Source organism: Colwellia sp. MEBiC06753, from assembly GCF_053470325.1.
In genome coordinates, this window is record NZ_JBQMTM010000012.1 from 112,645 (window position 1) to 133,533 (window position 20,889).

General features: G+C 39.2%; 18 protein-coding genes. 5 read left to right on the top strand and 13 right to left on the bottom strand.

What is annotated here, in order from left to right; translation table 11 throughout:
- Positions 1-51: 51 nt before the first annotated feature.
- The 12 genes from ACOB82_RS10905 to ACOB82_RS10960 form a co-directional block, all read right to left on the bottom strand.
- Positions 52-378 carry a ComEA family DNA-binding protein gene (locus ACOB82_RS10905; protein ID WP_448213016.1) on the bottom strand — a complete coding sequence of 109 codons (327 nt, stop codon included), beginning with the start codon at positions 376-378 and terminating at the stop codon, positions 52-54.
- Positions 379-479: 101 nt separating this feature from the next.
- On the bottom strand, positions 480-1,175 hold the full coding sequence (gene pyrF / locus ACOB82_RS10910; protein WP_448213017.1) for an orotidine-5'-phosphate decarboxylase: 696 nt from the start codon (positions 1,173-1,175) through the stop codon (positions 480-482).
- 124 nt (positions 1,176-1,299) lie between these two features.
- Positions 1,300-2,469 (bottom strand): lipopolysaccharide assembly protein LapB, encoded by a 1,170-nt coding sequence (lapB, locus tag ACOB82_RS10915; RefSeq protein WP_448213018.1) that lies wholly within the window; start codon positions 2,467-2,469, stop codon positions 1,300-1,302.
- Positions 2,470-2,476: 7 nt separating this feature from the next.
- Positions 2,477-2,653 carry a lipopolysaccharide assembly protein LapA domain-containing protein gene (locus ACOB82_RS10920; RefSeq protein ID WP_448213019.1) on the bottom strand — a complete coding sequence of 59 codons (177 nt, stop codon included), beginning with the start codon at positions 2,651-2,653 and terminating at the stop codon, positions 2,477-2,479.
- 126 nt (positions 2,654-2,779) lie between these two features.
- Positions 2,780-3,067, bottom strand: a complete 288-nt coding sequence (gene ihfB / locus ACOB82_RS10925; protein WP_448213020.1) for an integration host factor subunit beta — start codon at positions 3,065-3,067, stop codon at positions 2,780-2,782.
- A gap of 87 nt (positions 3,068-3,154) precedes the next feature.
- Complete coding sequence (gene rpsA, locus ACOB82_RS10930) at positions 3,155-4,819, bottom strand: 30S ribosomal protein S1 (protein WP_448213021.1); 1,665 nt, start codon at positions 4,817-4,819, stop codon at positions 3,155-3,157.
- Positions 4,820-4,906: 87 nt separating this feature from the next.
- The gene (gene cmk, locus ACOB82_RS10935; RefSeq protein ID WP_448213022.1) at positions 4,907-5,602 is read right to left on the bottom strand and encodes a (d)CMP kinase; all 696 of its coding nucleotides are present in this window, start codon (positions 5,600-5,602) and stop codon (positions 4,907-4,909) included.
- Between the two features lie 356 nt (positions 5,603-5,958).
- Positions 5,959-7,239 carry a 3-phosphoshikimate 1-carboxyvinyltransferase gene (gene aroA / locus ACOB82_RS10940; protein ID WP_448213023.1) on the bottom strand — a complete coding sequence of 427 codons (1,281 nt, stop codon included), beginning with the start codon at positions 7,237-7,239 and terminating at the stop codon, positions 5,959-5,961.
- Positions 7,240-7,293: 54 nt separating this feature from the next.
- A complete protein-coding gene (serC, locus tag ACOB82_RS10945; protein ID WP_448213024.1) occupies positions 7,294-8,385 on the bottom strand; it encodes a 3-phosphoserine/phosphohydroxythreonine transaminase in 1,092 nt (363 codons plus the stop codon).
- An 80-nt stretch (positions 8,386-8,465) separates the two neighbouring features.
- Positions 8,466-11,168 (bottom strand): DNA topoisomerase (ATP-hydrolyzing) subunit A, encoded by a 2,703-nt coding sequence (gene gyrA, locus ACOB82_RS10950; RefSeq protein ID WP_448213025.1) that lies wholly within the window; start codon positions 11,166-11,168, stop codon positions 8,466-8,468.
- Positions 11,169-11,654: 486 nt separating this feature from the next.
- The gene (locus ACOB82_RS10955; protein WP_448213026.1) at positions 11,655-12,200 is read right to left on the bottom strand and encodes an Mpo1 family 2-hydroxy fatty acid dioxygenase; all 546 of its coding nucleotides are present in this window, start codon (positions 12,198-12,200) and stop codon (positions 11,655-11,657) included.
- Positions 12,201-12,346: 146 nt separating this feature from the next.
- Complete coding sequence (locus ACOB82_RS10960; RefSeq protein WP_448213027.1) at positions 12,347-13,645, bottom strand: APC family permease; 1,299 nt, start codon at positions 13,643-13,645, stop codon at positions 12,347-12,349.
- 215 nt (positions 13,646-13,860) lie between these two features.
- On the opposite strand from ACOB82_RS10960, the gene ubiG reads away from it, so the two are divergent.
- From ubiG to yfaE, 5 genes are all read left to right on the top strand, one after another.
- The gene (ubiG, locus tag ACOB82_RS10965; protein WP_448213028.1) at positions 13,861-14,568 is read left to right on the top strand and encodes a bifunctional 2-polyprenyl-6-hydroxyphenol methylase/3-demethylubiquinol 3-O-methyltransferase UbiG; all 708 of its coding nucleotides are present in this window, start codon (positions 13,861-13,863) and stop codon (positions 14,566-14,568) included.
- Positions 14,569-14,571: 3 nt separating this feature from the next.
- On the top strand, positions 14,572-15,240 hold the full coding sequence (locus ACOB82_RS10970) for an HAD family hydrolase (protein ID WP_448213029.1): 669 nt from the start codon (positions 14,572-14,574) through the stop codon (positions 15,238-15,240).
- A gap of 398 nt (positions 15,241-15,638) precedes the next feature.
- Positions 15,639-17,909 (top strand): class 1a ribonucleoside-diphosphate reductase subunit alpha, encoded by a 2,271-nt coding sequence (gene nrdA, locus ACOB82_RS10975; protein ID WP_448213030.1) that lies wholly within the window; start codon positions 15,639-15,641, stop codon positions 17,907-17,909.
- Between the two features lie 157 nt (positions 17,910-18,066).
- The gene (gene nrdB, locus ACOB82_RS10980; protein ID WP_448213032.1) at positions 18,067-19,197 is read left to right on the top strand and encodes a class Ia ribonucleoside-diphosphate reductase subunit beta; all 1,131 of its coding nucleotides are present in this window, start codon (positions 18,067-18,069) and stop codon (positions 19,195-19,197) included.
- Positions 19,198-19,250: 53 nt separating this feature from the next.
- On the top strand, positions 19,251-19,523 hold the full coding sequence (gene yfaE / locus ACOB82_RS10985; RefSeq protein ID WP_448213033.1) for a class I ribonucleotide reductase maintenance protein YfaE: 273 nt from the start codon (positions 19,251-19,253) through the stop codon (positions 19,521-19,523).
- 21 nt (positions 19,524-19,544) lie between these two features.
- Here the strand turns inward: yfaE and ACOB82_RS10990 are convergent, their stop codons facing one another.
- Positions 19,545-20,852, bottom strand: a complete 1,308-nt coding sequence (locus ACOB82_RS10990) for a diguanylate cyclase (protein WP_448213034.1) — start codon at positions 20,850-20,852, stop codon at positions 19,545-19,547.
- Between the last annotated feature and the right edge of the window lie 37 nt (positions 20,853-20,889).

Genomic DNA, 20,889 nt, shown 5'->3' on the forward strand with positions numbered 1-20,889 from the left:
TGAATTTCACTGGCTTTTTTATAGCGTTGATTTGGCTTAAGTTAGTCAATATTAGATCGATAACATTTCCCTGTTTTCAATCACTATTTTTTCACCAATTCCCTTAACATTAGTTAAATCATCAACACTATTAAATGCACCATTTGCTTCTCTGAACTCAACAATAGCTTGCGCTTTTTTTAAACCAATCCCTTTTAATCTAACCAGCTGTTCAACACTGGCTTGATTAATATTAATCGGGGAATCTATTTGCATAGAGGTTTGAGGCGCAATATCAACGATTTTATCCGCGATATCTTTAGCGAGTACTACTGATGTTGAGGTAGAAAGTGACGCAATAGCTAATACGCCAGACATGGCAAGTGTGGTTAGTTTCATTTTTCAGTCCTTTTAAATTTACATTCCATAAAAAAAGCAGTCATATACTATGACTGCTTTAATAATTAGTCGGTTTTTTCTAACTTGTCAAAAATGCAGAGTTAGCTAATCGAGTGATTGATCTGTTGTAAAGTTAGGTGTGGGTCTTCAGATTGAGTAATTGGTCGACCAATCACTAAATAATCAACACCTGCTGCAACCGCTTGCTCAGGGGTCATAATTCGTTTTTGATCGTCACTGGTTGCTCCTGCTGGGCGAATGCCTGGCGTTACTAATAGAAAGTCATCGCCAAAAGTATCTTTTAAAGATTCAGCTTCCCAAGCCGAGCACACTACGCCGTCTAAACCTGCATTTTGTGCTAACGTTGCCAAACTATTGACATGTTCAGCTGGCTTTTTATTAATACCTATTCCTGCTAAGTCTTCTTCACCCATGCTGGTTAAAACAGTAACCCCTATCAGTAATGGCGCTTTATCACCAAATGGGATCAAAGCTTCTTTAGCTTTTTCCATCATTTTGGTGCCACCAGAAGCATGAACATTAACCATCCAAACACCAAGTTCTGCCGCTGCAGTTACTGCTTTAGCCACAGTATTTGGAATATCATGAAATTTTAAATCAAGAAATACATCAAACCCTTTGTTCACTAATTCGCGAACAAAACCTGGGCCAAAATAGGTGAACATTTCTTTGCCTATTTTAAGGCGACATTCATTTGGATCAATTTTATCAACAAATGTTAATGCTTCTGTCTGATTATCAAAATCTAACGCAACAACCACTTTTGAATTGTTCATAGAAAACCTTTTAAAAAAATTTGTCGGCTATTTTACCTTGCTCAATGAAAAATTCGACTTTATTACCAAGTAAATTTATCAATACCGCTTTTTGAAACTAATTATTGAGTTTAGCAAGTATTTGCTACTCTCCTTCAAGCCCTCTTACAGGCTTAAGTTGTTCCCAATCATGGCAAGACGGACAAGACCAGTAATGGGTACTACTATTAAAACCACAAGTACGACAACTATATCTAGGGCGCATATCGATATAGGCTGTAATGAGCTCTTTTATTGCATCTAAACTAATTTTTTGATTATCAGGTAAGGTATCTGATAACTGCAACTTAACGAAGTGCTTAAAGCCTTTAATGGTTGGACGACGCTTTAACCCTGCTAATAAAAACTCAACGGCTTTTTGTTCACCATACTTTTCCGTCATAAATTCTAAATACTTGATTAATGTGCTGGTGCTGCCAGTTTCATCATACACTTGTTTAATGAAGCGGTAGAACTCAGCTTCTTCACCAAGTTTTTTGTAACATTGATGCATTTGTTCAATCACATCAGGGAAAAACTCTTTGTCTTGCTTGTAAATTGCTTGATAGCATTTTGCAGCTTGCTCGTATTGTTCATGTTCTTCATAAATGCCAGCTAAATGCCAATTCGCTCGACATGATTTCGGGTCGCATACTAGCGCTTGATCTAATAGTTCTACGACATCAATAAATTTTCCTTGCTGCTGAGCAATCAAGGCTTTTTCACAATAAAAATTCGCTAAACTATGTAATAGTTGTTTGTCATTTAATTTTACAATAACTTTTCTTAACGCAATACCTTGCTGCCAATCCTTGGTCGATTGGTATATTTGCATTAAATAAGTAAGTGATTTTTGCTGATATACTTTAGATTTTAATAACTTATGGAACATATGTTCTGCACGATCATAAAGCCCTGCAGTAAGAAAATCTTTAGCTAACTCAAATACGGCTTGTTGTTGTGCTTTCGTTGGCAGGTTACCGTGGCGTACTAAGTGTTCATGTACTTTTAACGCTCTATCGAGTTCACCACGCTTGCGAAACAAATTTGCCATGGCAAAGTGTGCTTCTACGGTGTCGTCTTCAACTTTTAAGGCTTCGAGTAGATAATCGATCGCTTTATCTTGTTGATTCGACAACAGGTAATTTAAGCCTGTAGAATATTTAATCGATAAATCTTGTGCCGCTGATTGGCGCTTTTGCTTTATGCTATTACGCCCCATAAACCAGCCATATCCCATCGCTACCGGCAATAATAGAAACAACAGCTCTAACATGGGTTATTTAACCTTTGTCACTTTTACGCTTTAACGGTTTAAGTAACCTTATGACCAACATAAATAGAATACCAATGACAAAGCCCAGCATAGTAAATATGCTAACGGCAGTGGCAACCGGTAGATCTTTTTTAGCAATTAAATAGTTAAGTGTGATCATTTGTTCATTTTGACTACCAAACACAAAGGCTACCAATAACAAAATCAACATGACAAAAAATAGAAAATATAGTTTCAAAGCTCGTCCCAGTTAATTTAAATGAAAAAAAACGGCATGCTAAAGCATGCCGTTTTTATAGTTCTTTCGCAACTACGCAATTGAATTATTCACTCGCTCACGTAATTCTTTGCCAGGCTTAAAATGTGGTACATATTTGCCAGTTAACTCAACCGCGTCACCTGTTTTAGGGTTACGGCCAGTACGTGGAGCACGATAATGTAGAGAAAAACTACCGAAACCTCTAATTTCGATACGCTCTCCTTTTGACAAAGATTGCGCCATCATTTCAAGGATTTCCTTGATAGCTGATTCAACATCTTTAGCAGGAATATGAATTAACTTTTCTGCTAACTTTTCAATGAGTTCGGATTTGGTCATTAGACACTCCAGTTTCATTGAGCCTCACGCTCATGCAAATTTACATTGAGGAGATAAGCTTATCTCCTCTCCTTAAGCCCTAAAGAATTAACCTTTAGCGTTTTTGAATGCTTCAGCCATTGCGTTAGTGAAACCAGCATCGTCTGCTTGGTTCAAGTTGTCCATCGCTTGACGCTCTTCAGCTTGATCTTTCGCTTTGATAGATAAGCTAATTGTGCGGTTCTTACGATCTACACCCATGAACTTAGTTTCAACTTCGTCGCCTACAGTTAATTCTGTAGTTGCATCTTCGATGCGCTCACGAGAAATGTCAGAAACACGTAAGTAGCCTTCAACACCTTCAGCTAATTCAATTTTAGCGCCTTTAGCGTCAACTTCTACTACTTTACCTTTTACAATAGCACCTTTTTTGTTATCTGTCAGATACATATTGAAAGGATCGTCTTCCGCTTGCTTAACACCTAAAGAGATGCGCTCGCGCTCTGGGTCAACTTGAAGTACAACAGCGTGGATTTCATCACCTTTCTTGTATTCACGAACAGCTTCTTCGCCGCCATTCCATGAAATGTCAGATAAGTGAACTAAACCGTCGATGCCACCGTCAAGACCGATGAAGATACCGAAGTCAGTGATTGACTTGATCTTACCAGAAACTTTGTCACCTTTGTTGAAGTTCTTAGCAAACTCTTCCCAAGGATTTGGAACGCATTGCTTAAGACCTAAAGAAATACGACGACGTTCTTCATCAATTTCTAATACTAATACTTCAACAGTATCACCTAAGTTAACAACTTTAGATGGGTGGATGTTTTTGTTAGTCCAATCCATTTCAGAAACGTGAACTAAGCCTTCAACGCCTTCTTGGATTTCAACGAAACAACCGTAGTCTGTTAAGTTAGTTACGCGACCAGAAAGTTTAGAACCTTCTGGGTAACGGTTAGCAATAGCTACCCATGGATCTTCGCCTAATTGCTTCATACCTAATGAAACACGCGTGCGATCGCGGTCGAACTTAAGTACTTTAACTTGAATCTCGTCACCAACGTTTACGATTTCACTTGGGTGCTTAACGCGTTTCCAAGCCATGTCAGTGATGTGAAGAAGACCATCGATGCCGCCTAAATCAACGAAAGCACCGTAATCAGTTAAGTTCTTAACGATACCCTTAACTTCTTGACCTTCTTGTAATGATTCTAATAATTCATCACGTTCTACGCTGCTTTCTGATTCAATAACAGCGCGACGAGAAACAACAACGTTATTACGCTTCTGATCAAGCTTAATAACTTTGAATTCTAAATCTTTGCCTTCAAGGTGAGCAGTGTCACGTACTGGACGAACATCTACTAAAGAACCTGGTAAGAATGCACGAATATTGCTAACTTCAACAGTGAAGCCGCCTTTAACTTTACCGTTGATAACACCGATAACAGTTTCTTTTTCTTCGTACGCTTTTTCAAGCACTTGCCAAGCTTCATGGCGTTTTGCTTTTTCGCGAGAAAGTACAGTTTCACCGAAACCGTCGTCTGTTGCATCTAAAGCTACGTCAACTTCTGAACCTACTTCAATTTCTACTTCACCAGCAGAGTTTTTGAATTGGTCAATAGAAATTACTGACTCAGACTTAAGACCAGCGTCAACAATAACGTTGTCTTTTTCGATTTTTACAACAGTACCCTTGATAATTGAACCTGGGCGCGTTTCGATCTCTTTTAAACTTTCTTCAAAAAGTTGTGCAAAATTTTCAGTCATACCTGTGTATAAACTCTATTTGATAATCCAATCAACATTCATGTTTCATGGGGTTGTTAAAAATACCTTATGTATCCTTACCTAAGGTTAAATATCTTCAGATTGTGTTAATTTTTCATTCGTAAATGAAAGAATTTTACCTACCACTTCCTGTATAGAAAGTTCAGTAGAATCAATAATTAACGCCCCTTCAGCTGGCACTAATGGCGCAACTTTTCTGTTCTGATCACGCTCGTCACGTTGACGGATGTCATCCAAAAGGCGCCCGATTTTAACATCAAAGCCCTTTTCTTTCAACTGATTAAATCGACGTTCAGCTCTTTCTTCAGCAGACGCAGTAAGAAACACTTTGACTGGTGCGTCTTTAAATACCACCGTGCCCATATCTCGACCGTCAGCAACTAATCCTGGTTCCACTTTAAATGCGCGTTGACGTCTTAATAACGCTTCACGAACCCGCGGAAAGGCTGCTACCTTCGACGCTAATGCGCCCACTTCTTCTGTGCGTATACTATTAGAAACGTTTTCGCCTTCTAAAATAACTTTGCTGTCACCATCTGCACCGATATCAAATTGAACATCTAAATGCGCGGCAATAGGAATTAATGGTTCTTCTTCACTGACTTCAATATTGTGATGAATTAATGCTAAAGCCAATACACGGTAAATTGCACCGCTATCGAGAAGTTGCCAGCCTAACTGCTCTGCAACAATACGCGACACAGTACCTTTACCTGCACCACTAGGTCCATCAATAGTGATGACTGGGGTATTTTCCCGCATGCTTTTCTCTCCTAAAGTCGAAAATTGGCGGCATTATACGAGATTTAACCGTCAAAATCGCGTAAAAATTTATTTGTAAAGTTAGCAAAGCTCAGCACTACACAAGCAATGCGATTCTAGCCATGATTTTTACTAACCTCTACGTTTTAAAGCTGTGAATTAGCCCGCTATGCCCGCAGCAACATAGCTTGAATTTAGCCAAAAAAATCCCAGCTAGAAATTAAAATCTCTATAATTGATTGAGTTTATTGATTTAGCACAATTTCTTATGAAAACTTGAGGTTAGTTAGCCCCTTACAATTTGCTATGAGAGGCTAACTAAGAAGCGCTAACCCAAAAGGGCTACTTAAAAAAGACTAACAAGAAACTTGTGCTAACTTTTCAAAATAGTCTGGGAAGGTTTTTGCCGTACATTTTGGATCGTTAATAGTCACTGGCGTGTCGCTTAATGCCACCAACGAAAAACACATAGCAACGCGATGATCATTGTAAGTATCGATTTCTGCATGGGTTAACGAAGTTGGCGGTGTCACTGAAATATAATCTTCACCTTCAATAACTTCTGCACCTACTTTTCGAAGCTCAGTTGCCATTGCTGTTAAACGATCCGTTTCTTTTACTCGCCAGTTATAGATATTTCGAATAACGGTGGTACCTTTAGCAAACAATGCTGTGGTTGCTATCGTCATTGCAGCATCAGGAATATGGTTCATATCCATATCTACTGCGGTAAGAGGCTGACCTTTAACCGTAATCGACTCGTCATGCCAAATGACCTCTGCGCCCATTTTCTCTAAAACATCTGCAAAATGCTTGTCACCTTGCACACTTAACTTGCCAACACCATGTACAGTAACTTCACCACCTTTAATGGCGCCAGCAGCTAGAAAATAGGATGCTGAAGAAGCGTCGCCTTCAACCATATAACGCTCAACGGCTTGATAGCTTTGATTACCTTTAACCAAAAACGATTGGTAATTATTATTTTCAACGGTGACCCCAAAACGCTTCATAATATCGAGTGTGATATCAATGTAAGGTTTAGAAACCAGCTCACCATCAATTTTAATTTCAGTATCTGTTGTTAATAATGGGGCGACCATCAAAATTGCAGTTAAAAACTGGCTGGAAATAGAGCCATCAATGGTTACCGTATTGCCCGTTAACGCTTTACCATGAATTTTTACTGGCGGATAGTCGGTATTTTCTAAGTATTCGATGTCTGCATTGAGCTGATTAAGCGCATCAACTAAGTGGCCTATTGGCCGCTCTTTCATTCTCGGCTCACCAGTTAGAATAAATTCACCGTTACTGGCGGCTAATGCTGCACAAAGCGGACGCATTGCCGTACCAGCATTACCTAAATAAAGCTCTAATGGTGTAGCGCTATGAAAAAAACCATTATTACCGACTACTGTGCACTCAGTACCGCAGTCACTTAATTGATAATCAATGCCAAGTGTTTTTAATGCATTAAGCATATGCTTGATATCATCACTCACCAATAAATTAGTAATCTTGGTGGTACCTTTGGCTAAAGCTGCTATGAGTAGTGCACGGTTAGATAAGCTTTTTGAGCCAGGCAAAAACACCTCACCATTAATTTTAGCAATTGGCTGTAATGTAAGCTGCTCCATTCTAGCTAACCCTCCGATCAAGTTGAGACATAATAACTTCCTTCAATTTTTATATTATTTAACTTGATGACGCTCAGCGAATGCGTTCATAAAGTTGACTAGGGCTTCAACACCTTCAATTGGCATCGCATTGTAAATACTTGCTCGCATGCCACCAACACTGCGGTGGCCCTCTAATGCTAATAAGCCTGCCTGTTCTGCTTCTGCCAAAAATTCAGCGTTAAGTGAGTCATCAGCTAGCCAAAATGGTACGTTCATTAATGAGCGATTATTTTTATCAATGCTATTGGTATAAAACTCACTATTGTCGATACATTGATACAATGTTTCTGCTTTTGCTTTATTAATTTGCTGAACAGCTTCGACACCGCCCTTGTCCAATAGCCATTCAAAGACTAAACCAGCTAAATACCAAGCAAAAGTTGGTGGTGTGTTATACATTGAGCCATTGGTTGCCGCTAATTGATAATTAAGTACAGACGGCGTAGTTGTGCGTGCCTTACCCAATAAATCGTCACGAACGATAACAATCGTTAAACCGGATGGACCTATATTTTTCTGCGCGCCAGCATAAATCACCCCGAACTGACTAACATCAATATTGCGGGATAAAATAGTTGATGATAAATCAGCAACTAATGGCACACCATGGGTTTCAGGAACTTCAAATATTTCAATGCCATCCACCGTTTCATTCGGACAATAATGCACATAAGCGGCATCTTTTGATAAAGACCATTCTTGCACTGGCTTAACAGTTTTTTGCCCATCAATATCACTTACCACATTAATAATATTGATATCACCAAAGTTTTGCGCTTCTTTAGCCGCAGCGCTCGACCATGAACCAGACACCACATAATCAGCTTTAGCGCCTTTAGGCAATAAATTAAATGGCACCGCAGAAAATTGCCCTCGGCCACCACCATGCATAAACAGCACTTTATAGTTATCAGGAATATGCATCAGCTGGCGAAGATTAGCCTCCGCTTTTTCGGCAACTGCCATGTACGCTTGACTACGATGGCTAAGCTCCATAACAGAACAGCCATTGCCCTGCCAATTAATCAATTCAGCCTGTGCTTTTTGCATAACCTCAACCGGTAACATGGCAGGGCCTGCACAAAAATTAAAAGTTGCCGACATTGCTTGCAATATTCCTTCTAAAAAATTTAATGAAAAAAAATGGGCGGATAATCCGCCCATTTCCAATAATAACTTAGGCGCTATTCTTCTGGCGCGCCGAGCGATTCATCGGTCTCATCCGCTTCAGTATGATCTTCTGCGACGGCATCAATCACTTCACCTTCAACGTCGCCTTCAATGATACTGTCGTCTTCTTCAATTTCATCGATACGTTGCAGAGCTACCACATGTTCATCGTCAGCTGTACGAATTAAGCGAACACCTTGAGTGTTACGACCAATTACACTCACTTCATTAACGCGGGTACGTACTAAGGTACCGTTGTCAGTGATCATCATAATTTCGTCGTTTTCTTCAACCTGCACTGCGCCAACAACTTTACCGTTACGCTCGCTCACTTTGATTGAAACAACACCTTTAGTTGCACGACTTTTTGCTGGATATTCATCTAACGCCGTACGCTTACCGTAACCATTTTCAGTCACCGTTAAAATTGGGCCGTCATTTTTCGGTACAATAAGTGACACAACACGTTGATCGCCTTCTAAGCGAATACCGCGCACACCGGTAGCGGTTCTTCCCATAGCGCGAAGAGCATGCAGTTCTTCACCCGTTTCTGGGTCAATCTTAACTTCACCAGTTTCACTATCACGTTGCTTCTCATTAAAGCGTACCACTTTACCTTCATCTGAGAACAACATAATGTCATTTTCACCATTGGTAATATCTACACCAATTAGCGTGTCATCATCTCGAAGATTTAACGCGATGATACCGTTAGCACGTTGGTTTGAGTACGCAGTTAATGGCGTTTTCTTCACCGTACCAGACGCTGTTGCCATTATGATGTACTTGTCTTCTTCGTATTCACGAACAGGTAAAATAGCGGTAATGCGCTCTTCTGGTTCTAACGGTAGCAAGTTAACAATTGGACGACCACGTGCCGTACGACTTGCTAGCGGCAACTGATACACTTTTAACCAGTATAATTTCCCACGATTAGAGAAACATAAAATAGTATCGTGGGTATTAGCAACCAATAAACGCTCAATGAAATCTTCATCTTTCATCTTAGTAGCAGCTTTACCTTTACCACCACGGCGCTGCGCTTCGTAATCTGATAATACTTGATATTTGACATAACCTTCATGAGAAAGTGTTACTACTACGTCTTCTTCATTAATTAAGTCTTCAAGCGACAGATCATGTGACGCATTGGTAATTTCAGTGCGACGTTCATCACCAAAATCATCACGAATCACTTCAAGCTCTTCTTTGATCACTTCCATCAAACGCTCTGGGCTTGAAAGAATGTGCAATAACTCAGCAATTAAGTCTAATAACTCTTTGTACTCATTTAGAATTTTTTCGTGTTCTAAACCAGACAATTTATAAAGTTGTAAATCAACAATTGCTTTGGCTTGCTCTGGCGTTAAATAATATAAACCATCGCGAATACCAAACTCTGGCTCAAGCCATTCAGGACGAGCAGCATCAGTACCTGCAGCTTCAAGCATGGTACTTACATTACCTAACTCCCAACCTTGCGCCACTAATTTCTCTTCAGCATCACGACGGTTGTTTGAGCTTTTAACTAAGGCTATTACCGGATCAATATTAGCAAGTGCAATCGACAAGCCTTCTAATATATGTGCGCGATCACGGGCTTTACGTAATTCGTAAATCGTACGACGAGTCACGACTTCACGACGGTGAAGTAGGAATGCTTCGAGCATTTCTTTTAGGTTAAATATTTTTGGCTGACCATCGGTCAACGCCACCATGTTTAAGCCAAAAGAAACCTGCATTTGTGTCAGCTTATATAGGTTGTTTAATACAACTTCACCGACATCACCACGTTTAACTTCAATGACCATACGCATGCCGTCTTTATCAGACTCATCACGTAAAGCAGAAATACCTTCTAAGCGTTTTTCTTTAACCAGCTCAGCCATTTTTTCAATTAAGCGAGCTTTGTTAACTTGGTATGGTAATTCATGAACAACAATGGTTTCTTTACCAGAGTTCTCATCTACTTCAATTTCTGCACGCGCACGAATTTTGATTTTACCACGGCCTGTTTTATAGGCCTCGACAATACCGGCTTTGCCACTGATGATGCCAGATGTTGGGAAGTCTGGACCCGGAATAAATTCCATCAGTTCATCAATAGATAAGTCATTATTGTCGATCAACGCTAAACAGCCATTGATGACTTCGGTTAAATTGTGCGGAGGGATATTAGTCGCCATACCAACGGCAATACCTGAAGTACCATTAACTAATAGGTTTGGAATTCGGGTTGGCATTACAGCAGGAATATGTTCCGTACCATCGTAGTTAGGTACAAAGTCAACGGTTTCTTTATCTAAATCGGCAAGAATAGAATGCGAAATCTTATTCATGCGAATTTCGGTATAACGCATAGCAGCTGCGGAATCACCGTCAACTGAACCGAAGTTACCTTGACCATCAACTAGCATGTAGCGCATTGAGAAGTCTTGCGCTAGACGAACAATAGTATCGTATACAGCAGTATCACCGTGCGGGTGATATTTACCGATTACATCACCAACGACACGCGCTGATTTTTTGTATGGTTTGTTCCAATCATTACCTAATACATTCATCGCAAATAACACGCGTCTATGTACTGGTTTTAATCCGTCGCGTACATCAGGTAGCGCACGACCGACGATTACACTCATCGCATAATCTAAGTAAGAGTTCTTTAACTCATCTTCAATATTGACTGGAAGAATTTCTTTTGCCAGATCGGACATAAATCGATGGTATCCCTATTTCTACAGAATTTTTTCGAAATTATTATTCTAATTAAGCCGAGCATACTACCACAAAACAAGGGGATGCAATACTGCTTTATCTGGCTTAATTCTGCATGTTAAATTGCTTATATTCAAGCGATTATTACTGGTGACAGTTGGTAACTACAAGTTGTTGTTTTTAGGTTATATTTAATGATGACCATTTAATAAATCACCTTGAGTTGAAACAATAATTTCAAGCCTTTTAACAAATGCCAACCACGTATTGTTCATAAAACCAACAGCCGTCTATTTGTCGACAGTTATAAACTAAGATTTATCGCTGATGCTCAAACTAAATTTGAACAAACAGCGATAAATTTTCAGCTAGTGCAACTTAAGAACCGTTAGGGGTTGAAAAGGACTGATCAAGAAGGTTTTATCTGGCTGAAAACTTTTCTAATGACATCAGGGCATAAGTTACTTACTAATAATAGTGAAAAGCTATAATGCTTTTTTAACCTGCTCAAACAGTTTTCTTTTTTCAACTGCTTTTTGATGAACTTCTGCGTCCATTAATTTATTTAACCCTAAAGCAAAATAAATCTCAGCAATGACAAATAATGGCCCAATAAGTAGCTGATTAATATCATCAAAAAACGCTGGTTTGGCTTTTTCATAGGCATGACCAATAAACTGGAAAATCCAGCCGACAACAAAAACAGTAACGGCGATTGCGACAGGATATTGACTATCAGCAACTAACGAGCTGCTATAGATTAACGGGCCAAAAATTAACGCCGTCATCAAGGCTAAACCAACGTTTAATATGAAGTAATAAATCAAAATTCCGAAACCGACAATAAACGCCAAAGGCACGGAAATGTTTTGTTCACCGCCTAAATTAAAAGGTAGTTCAATAGTTACTAAACTTAACAACAGGGCTATTGCCCAGATAATGGCTGGAATACCAATGAAATGCGTTTTTAAGTTATTTTTATTTAAGTGGACACTTTTGTAATTCGATAGCTGTTCAACAATATTTTTCATCTTAATCTAACACTTCATCAGTTTTGCGATTTATTAACAGTAAAACAACAATCTAAACAGATCATCAGCTAAAATCAATCTCTAAGAAATGAAGCTAATGCTTGAGCTAATAACCTTTGGCAAATAGTGTTATCTAAAGCAAATACTTAATTTTTAATTAGCAGTTGTTTACTGGCGTAAAACATAACCGAACCTACACCACAAAATAATAAGGTTGTTAACCACACACCACTACTGGCGGTTGTTGCCAGCCAGATACAAACCATTAGTGCTAATAATGGAATCAACTTACCTAAAGGTAATACCCAAGCATTTTGTTGCTGCAACCGTGAATGAAATTTAAGTAATGAAGCAATCGCTATAAAGTAACCTATCAGCCTTGCTAACGAGCTGATCACCGCCAGCCAAATAAAGCTGCCCGATATTGCTAATATCGCAGCAAAAACCACAAAAAATACAATAGAGTTTTGTGGCACTAAGGTTTGGCGATTTATGCCTGAAAACCAAGCGGGTAAGTTACCTTGCTCTGCCAGCGCATAGGTCATTCTTGGCGCGGTAAATACCACACTAAGTAAATTACCTGAAATCGACACGATTGCCGCAATAGTGATAATAATGCCACCGATACTACCTATCATGATGCTGGCAGCATCAGCGATAGGCGCTTGGTGATTAGCTGCATTATCTAAGACTGAAATGGTGACACTTTGAATTAAGAAATAAATAAGTGCGGTAAATACGATGGTTGACAACAAGGCTTTCGCTATCAATTTTTTCGGTTCTTTACTCTCTCCTGCCGGCACTACTGCCCCTTCAAAGCCAATATAAGCATAAACCAATAGTAGTAACGCCGCATCTAAGTCATGTATTTGACTGCTATCAAAAGTAAACACTTTATCGGCATCGAAATAACTCAAACCAATCATAATAAACAGTAGCAATGGTAATAATTTAAACACAGTAATAGTGTTAATAAACAGCATAGATTTGTCGGTGGCATAAAGGTTAATCAGTAATAACACCACTAATATAAGTAATAAAGAAACTCCGTTTAGCCAACCACTGGCGACACTTGGCACAAACAAACCAATGTACAATACCAAAGCATTAGTATTAGCAGCGAGCGCCGTTAACCTACCAACATATAGCAACCAAGTAGTTTGAAATGAGATATGATCGCCAAATGCTTGCTTAGCGTAAACTACTGGCCCGCCAGTTTGCTCAAAGCCTTTTGAAAGTTGCGCAAAACAAAGCACAATTAGCAACATTAAGCCGGCACACAGTAAAAATGCCCAAGGGCTGAAATTGCCACTAAGCTTTGCCGCTCCGGCTGGTAATGCGTAAATTCCCGCACCAATTAAGCCATTAATCGCCAACGCGCTAATACCAAACTGACCAATAGCGCGCTTTAATTTATTATTTTTCTTGTTATGTTGTTGCGACACACTGCTGCCTTTTATTGTTTTTATTTTTTGAATGTAGTTGTTATTTCATTAAGTTTATTCATAAGACCACTGTCATCAAAGACACATACATTCAGAAGACTTAGCCTAATAACGCATTATCATCACACTCATTAATCAAAGGTAGCTAGGTTTCATCGTGCGAATGGTTTATTATCAACTCGCTTAATATCAATCACTAACACTACCTTATAACAATGACAGATTCTCTCAACGTTAATTTAGACGAAATAGCAAAATTCGAAAAAGTCGCTCACCAATGGTGGGATCTTACTGGCGACTTTAAACCGCTTCATCAAATCAACCCGCTTAGACGACAATTTATCTTGCAACATGTTGATTCGGTTTTTGATAAAACCATTATTGATGTCGGCTGTGGTGGTGGCATTTTAGCTGAAAGTTTGGCAAAACTTGGCGCTAAAGTTACTGGTATTGACATGGGTGAAGAGCCGCTTAACGTTGCCAAACTTCATGCCTTGGAATCTGGCGTTAAAGTTAACTATGAAAAAATTCCAGCAGAGCATAAAGCCCAGGCTTGCCCTGAACAATTTGATATTGTTACCTGCATGGAAATGCTTGAACACGTCCCAGACCCACAATCGATCGTTCAAGCATGTGCGGCTATGGTCAAACCGGGTGGCTATGTATTTTTCTCCACACTAAATAAAACCGCCAAATCATATTTATTAGCCATATTAGCGGCAGAAAAAGTGTTTAAGTTAGTGCCAGACGGCACTCATGATCACAAGAAGTTTATCAAACCTTCACAGCTAATTGGTTGGGCAGAAGCTGCAAACCTCCACTGTATTGACGCAACAGGCATTCACTATAACCCGATCACTGAAAACCATAAGCTTGGTTCAGGGTTAGATGTAAATTACCTAATTTGCTGTCAAAAGGTTTAATCAATGAGCAAGCTTATCTTTAAAGGCGTGCTGTTTGATTTAGATGGCACGCTCCTAGACACCGCCAATGACTTAGGTGAAACCTTAAATGCCATTCTATCAAAGTATCAGCAGCCTCTTGTTGCTCGTGCAGATTATCGCCCTATTGCCTCGGATGGTGCCAAAGGTTTACTTGAACTCGGTTTTGGTCAAAAGCTTATTGATTATGACTATGAAACATTAAGACAAGAGTTTTTAGCGCATTATGAACAACATATCGCCGTTCATACCGAGCTATATTCTGGCATAAATGAAGTTATTAACTTTTTAGACCAAAACAATATTCCTTGGGGCATAGTCACTAATAAACCAATTGATTTAACTCAAAAGTTATTACCACATTTTGAGCAACTTAGCTCAGCCAAGTCAGTACTCGGCGGAGACTCGCTTGCACAAAGAAAACCTCATCCAGCGCCATTAATTGCCGCCGCTAACGAAATTGCCATAGCACCAGAGCATTGTATTTACGTAGGTGACGCCCCTCGTGATATTAGCGCAGGTAATGCTGCTGATATGTTCAGTGTTGTTGCCAATTGGGGTTACATTCCAACCAGCGAAAATGTCAATAGCTGGCAAGCGAGTTTGGTTATCAATTCGCCACTGGAAATTATCGAATTATTCAATAATTGTTGAATTACAACTGGATATACCAGTTAGGATTTTTAATAAAATTTTGGTTATATTATTTAGAAATAAAAAACCTTATTTTATGTAAAAAATAATTCTATAGGGCTAAAAAAACTAAAATTAACCATTGCGTTTTTATAATCGCTAATTAAAAAAGCAGTACTACGTTAGTCATTACTAACCAGTCAAAATTTGCTCAGATTATTAAATAATCATCCGAAATTTTAGCCCTTGCATTAGCCTCTCAACCTCATTATCTTGTGATTAGATTTAAAAAAAACCCAATATATTGTGCATCGAATAGTTAAACACACACCATTTGAAATAACTCAAATATTTAAGCTTAACTGTGCACCCTTATCGAATCTAAAAATAACAACAATAAAGCTTATACAAGGTCTTTCATGAACAGTAACCTCTTTGTAACCAAACGTAATGGCCAAAAAGAAGCCATTGATCTCGAAAAAATTCATAAAGTGATTGCCTGGGCCGCAGAAGGCCTAGATGAAGTTTCTGTATCTCAAGTGGAGCTTAAGTCACATATCCAGTTTTATGACGGCATAAAAACTGAAGATATTCATGAAACCATAATTAAAGCGGCTGCTGATTTGATTTCAGAAGAATCGCCTGACTACCAATATTTAGCCGCGCGTTTAGCTATTTTCCATTTACGTAAAAAAGCTTATGGTCAATTTGAACCTCCTAAGCTTTATGACCACGTAGTAAAAATGGTGGAATCGGATAAGTATGACCAGCACTTATTAGCTGACTATACCCAAGCTGATTTCGAAGCAATGGAGCGCTTTATTGATCACAGCCGTGATTTAAATTTCAGCTATGCCGCAGTTAAGCAGTTAGAAGGTAAGTATTTAGTTCAAAACCGTGTTACTGGTGATATTTATGAAAGTGCACAGTTTCTATACATTTTAGTTGCCGCTTGTTTATTTGCGAAATACCCAACAGAATCGCGCTTAAGTTACATTGAACGATTTTATGATGCGATTTCAAGCTTCAAAATTTCTCTGCCAACACCAATTATGGCTGGGGTTAGAACGCCAACGCGTCAATTTTCATCATGTGTATTAATTGAATGTGGTGATAGCTTAGACTCTATTAATGCCACTTCAAGTGCCATCGTTAAGTACGTATCACAACGTGCTGGTATTGGTATTAATGCAGGTCGTATACGCGCCTTAGGTAGCGCTATTCGTAATGGTGAAGCTTTCCATACGGGCTGTATTCCGTTTTATAAGCACTTTCAAACAGCAGTTAAAAGCTGCTCGCAAGGTGGTGTTCGCGGTGGTGCTGCAACCTTATTCTACCCACTTTGGCATTTAGAAGTTGAAAGCTTATTAGTGCTTAAAAATAACCGTGGTGTTGAAGAAAACCGTGTTCGTCACTTAGATTACGGTGTGCAATTTAACAAATTAATGTACCAACGCTTGATTAAAGGTGAGTCAATTACCTTGTTTAGCCCAAGCGATGTTCCTGGCTTGTACGATGCGTTCTTTGAAGACCAAGAAAAGTTTGAACAGCTTTATGTTAAATACGAGCAAGATGAATCGATTCGTAAAAAACGTATTAAAGCCATTGAATTATTTAGCTTATTCGCTCAAGAGCGTGCTAGCACTGGTCGTATCTACTTGCAAAATGTCGATCACTGTAATACCCATAGCCCGTTTGATCAAACCGTTGCGCCAATTCGCCAAAGTAACTTATGTTTGGAAATTGCCCTGCCAACTAAGCCAATGGCTGATGTTAATGATCCAAATGGAGAAATCGCCCTTTGTACGCTTTCAGCCTTTAACTTAGGCGCTATTGAAAGTCTAGATGAATTAGAAGGTTTAGCTGATTTAGCCGTACGCGCATTAGATAGCTTATTAGATTACCAAAATTACCCAGTACCAGCGGCTTACAACGCCACTATGGGCCGTCGTACGTTAGGTATAGGCGTAATTAACTTTGCTTATTACTTGGCGAAAAATGGCGTTTATTACTCTAACGGTAGTGCCAATAACTTAACGCATCGCACGTTTGAAGCCATTCAATACTATTTATTAAAAGCATCAAACACCTTAGCTAAAGAGCAAGGTGCTTGTCCGTTGTTTAATGAAACTAAGTTAAGCAAAGGTATTTTACCAATCGATACCTACAAAAAAGAAGTTGATACCATCACCAATGAGCCATTGCACTTAGATTGGGAAGGTTTACGTGAAAGCATCAAAGAGTATGGTGTGCGTAACTCAACACTTTCAGCGTTAATGCCATCTGAAACTTCTTCACAAATCTCAAATGCGACCAATGGTATTGAACCACCTCGTGGTTTGATCAGTATTAAAGCAAGTAAAGATGGTGTACTTAAGCAAGTGGTGCCTGAATACAAACAGCTTAAAGATAACTATGAGTTACTTTGGAATATTCCAAGTAATGAAGGCTACTTAGAGCTTGTCGGTATTATGCAAAAATTTATTGACCAAACAATTTCTGCCAACACTAACTACGACCCATCGCGTTTTGAAGGCGGTAAAGTACCGGTTAAGCAAATTATTAAAGACCTACTACATGCTTACAAACTTGGCGTTAAAACCCTTTATTACCATAACACTCGTGATGGTGCAGCTGACGGCCAAGAGCAAGTCGATGATGGCTGTGAAGGCGGCGCGTGTAAAATTTAACAGCAAGGTAATTAAACGTTAGCCATTAAATTAAAGCCGCTAATTTCTTTGAAGTTCAGCGGCTTATCAGTATCAACAAACATTAAAGCATACCAACTAAAATCACTAATGCTTTATTAAAATATGTCACCGATAGTGACCGCATTTGGAGCGATGAATGACCTACACTACTTTTAACCAAACCCCAACTAATGCGTTGTTAGAGCCAATGTTTTTGGGAAATAGTGTTAACGTTGCACGTTATGACCAACAGCGCTATGTCGCCTTTGAAAAGCTGATTGAAAAGCAACTTTCATTTTTCTGGCGTCCGGAAGAAGTAGACGTTTCAAAAGATCGTGCTGACTGGCAAGGGTTAACAGCGTCTGAAAAGCATATTTTTATTTCAAACTTAAAATACCAAACGCTGCTTGATTCGATGGCTGCTCGTTCGGTAAACGCGGTGTTATTACCTTTAGTGTCATTACCTGAGCTAGAAACTTGGATTGAAACTTGGGCATTCAGTGAGACCATTCATTCTCGTTCATACACGCATATTCTACGTAACTTATTTACTGAACCTGGCGAAGTATTTGACGATATCGTGGTTAACCCTGCTATCCTAAAACGCGCTTCAAGCATCGCTAAGTACTTTGATGATGTCATTATCACTACCCAGCTTTTACAGTCGCAAGGCGAAGGTGAATACCAAGTTGATGGTGAAACGCTAGCCGTAACCAAGCGTAAGCTTAAAGAGCGCTTATTCCTTGCTATCTGTTCAGTCAACGCATTAGAAGCCATTCGTTTTTATGTCAGTTTCGCCTGTTCATTTGCATTTGCTGAGCGAGAGCTGTTAGAAGGTAACGCTAAAATTATTAAATTAATTGCTCGCGATGAAGCACTGCACTTAACCGGTACTCAGCATATCTTAAATAACTGGATGTCAGGTAAGGACGATCCGGAAATGAAAGAAATTGCTGACGAGTTAAAAGAGCAAGGTCGCCAGATCTTTTTAGATGTGGTTGAGCAAGAAAAAGAATGGGCGGAGTATCTATTTAAAGATGGTTCAATGATTGGCCTTAACGCGCAAATTCTTAATCAATACATTGAGTACATCAGCAACCAACGTATGGCTGCCATTGGCTTTGAAGCACCGTTTGATATTAAGAGCAATCCATTACCTTGGATGAATGCTTACTTAGTTAGCGACAACGTGCAAGTAGCACCCCAAGAAACTGAAATTTCAAGCTACTTAGTTGGCCAAGTTGACTCAGCTGTATCTGCTGATGACTTTGACGACTTCGACTTATAATTTCATTATTTGGGCGATTATTTTCATGGGCAATCAGCAATTGATTAAGTGCTATGGCAAATAACCGCCCAGAAAAAACTGTTGTGGCCAATGGCCAAGCCGTTATTTTCACGGATAAACATCAATCACTATTAGAATGTTTAGAAAGTGAGAATATCGAAGTGCATTATCATTGCCGCGATGGTTTTTGTGGAGCTTGTAGAATTCAGCTCAACCAAGGCCAAATTAATTACCCTCAAGGTGAACCTTTAGCCTTTGTCGGTGATAATGAAATTTTACCTTGCTGCTGTGTGCCGGAAACTGACATAACTGTCACTATTGACTAGGCTACCTAACATAGCAAGCCACTAACGATTTGGCAGGATTTGTTTAATTCCTTTTAGCACTCGTTGTAGTTCATAACTGACATTTTCATATAGCGATAAATATCGCCCTTCATCGTTATTATTAACCGCAATATCCAACTGTTTGGCATTTTCAAATAGTTGCATCGCGCCAATTGAACAAGCCACGCCTTTTAATGTATGCACTACATGCTTTAGTTTGTTGGGGTCTTTATAAATAATGGCTTGTCGAATAGTATCGCCATCAAGGTGGTGATCATCATAAAACATTTGCAAAATATCATTATATAAATTGTCATCACCAAGGACATTATTTACCCCAATTTGGTAATCAATTCCGGGGAGCTTTTCCTCAGGGGTGTCAATTGGCTCAACAGCAAGTTCTGCAACAGATTTTATCGTGTCGTTGTCAATTAGCTTCTCATGAGATATCACGGTATTTCTTGACGCTTCTTTTGCTTGATATAAAAATTTATCAGCAGTTTGCATTAAGCTATCAAAATCATATGCGCAATCTGCATGACGAGCTGCAGTTAAACCTACACTTACAGTCACTGATATACTATTACCCTGATTAAGTTCAATTACACAGGCTTCTAGCGCCGTTCGAAATCGCTCACAAGCATTGAAGGCATCAACAAGTTCGGTATCGGGCATACAAACGGCGAATTCTTCACCACCGACTCGACCAATAATGTCATAGTCACGAAAAGTAATTTCCAGCAATTTAGCAAATTGCTTTAATACAATATCCCCCGCTTCATGACCGTAGGTATCATTAACTGATTTAAAGTGATCAATATCTAACATTGCGATCGCAAGTTGATTGCCATTACGAGCGGTCTGACTAATGGCCTTTTTAGCTAACTGCTCAAATTGGCCTTTATTATTCACACCAGTTAAGTAGTCAGTTTTTGCGAGATTTTCCAAGGTTAAGGTTTTCTCTCTTAACCTTAAGGCATTCTTAATACGCGCCAATAACACTTTAGCAATATATGGTTTTGTCACATAGTCATGAGCGCCATACTCAAGCGCACTAACAATTTCATCTTCATCATCTGATGCTGATAGCATAATAACCGGTAAATTGACCAATTTCGGGTTATTATTAACTTGCTTCAATGTTTCTAACCCAGACAAACCCGGCATATACATATCTAGCAGCAATAGATCGACATTTTGCTGATTTAACAGCTCAATAGCTGATTCACCATCGTGAGCCGTTAGCACTTGATAGCCTTCAGCCTGCAAATCAAACTCTAACAAGATAAGCGTATCTTTGGCATCGTCCACCGCTAAAATGGTTTGCATCTTTACTTCCTACTTTTCTTTCTTAATTAATATACTA

Bases quoted from the DNA above. Each gene is read 5' to 3' on its own strand.
- ACOB82_RS10905 (WP_448213016.1), bottom strand. From the start codon at position 378: ATGAAACTAACCACACTTGCCATGTCTGGCGTATTAGCTATTGCGTCA.
- pyrF (WP_448213017.1), bottom strand. From the start codon at position 1,175: ATGAACAATTCAAAAGTGGTTGTTGCGTTAGATTTTGATAATCAGACA.
- lapB (WP_448213018.1), bottom strand. From the start codon at position 2,469: ATGTTAGAGCTGTTGTTTCTATTATTGCCGGTAGCGATGGGATATGGC.
- ihfB (WP_448213020.1), bottom strand. From the start codon at position 3,067: ATGACCAAATCCGAACTCATTGAAAAGTTAGCAGAAAAGTTAATTCAT.
- rpsA (WP_448213021.1), bottom strand. From the start codon at position 4,819: ATGACTGAAAATTTTGCACAACTTTTTGAAGAAAGTTTAAAAGAGATC.
- cmk (WP_448213022.1), bottom strand. From the start codon at position 5,602: ATGCGGGAAAATACCCCAGTCATCACTATTGATGGACCTAGTGGTGCA.
- aroA (WP_448213023.1), bottom strand. From the start codon at position 7,239: ATGGAGCAGCTTACATTACAGCCAATTGCTAAAATTAATGGTGAGGTG.
- serC (WP_448213024.1), bottom strand. From the start codon at position 8,385: ATGTCGGCAACTTTTAATTTTTGTGCAGGCCCTGCCATGTTACCGGTT.
- gyrA (WP_448213025.1), bottom strand. From the start codon at position 11,168: ATGTCCGATCTGGCAAAAGAAATTCTTCCAGTCAATATTGAAGATGAG.
- ACOB82_RS10955 (WP_448213026.1), bottom strand. From the start codon at position 12,200: ATGAAAAATATTGTTGAACAGCTATCGAATTACAAAAGTGTCCACTTA.
- ubiG (WP_448213028.1), top strand. From the start codon at position 13,861: ATGACAGATTCTCTCAACGTTAATTTAGACGAAATAGCAAAATTCGAA.
- ACOB82_RS10970 (WP_448213029.1), top strand. From the start codon at position 14,572: ATGAGCAAGCTTATCTTTAAAGGCGTGCTGTTTGATTTAGATGGCACG.
- nrdA (WP_448213030.1), top strand. From the start codon at position 15,639: ATGAACAGTAACCTCTTTGTAACCAAACGTAATGGCCAAAAAGAAGCC.
- nrdB (WP_448213032.1), top strand. From the start codon at position 18,067: ATGACCTACACTACTTTTAACCAAACCCCAACTAATGCGTTGTTAGAG.
- yfaE (WP_448213033.1), top strand. From the start codon at position 19,251: ATGGCAAATAACCGCCCAGAAAAAACTGTTGTGGCCAATGGCCAAGCC.
- ACOB82_RS10990 (WP_448213034.1), bottom strand. From the start codon at position 20,852: ATGCAAACCATTTTAGCGGTGGACGATGCCAAAGATACGCTTATCTTG.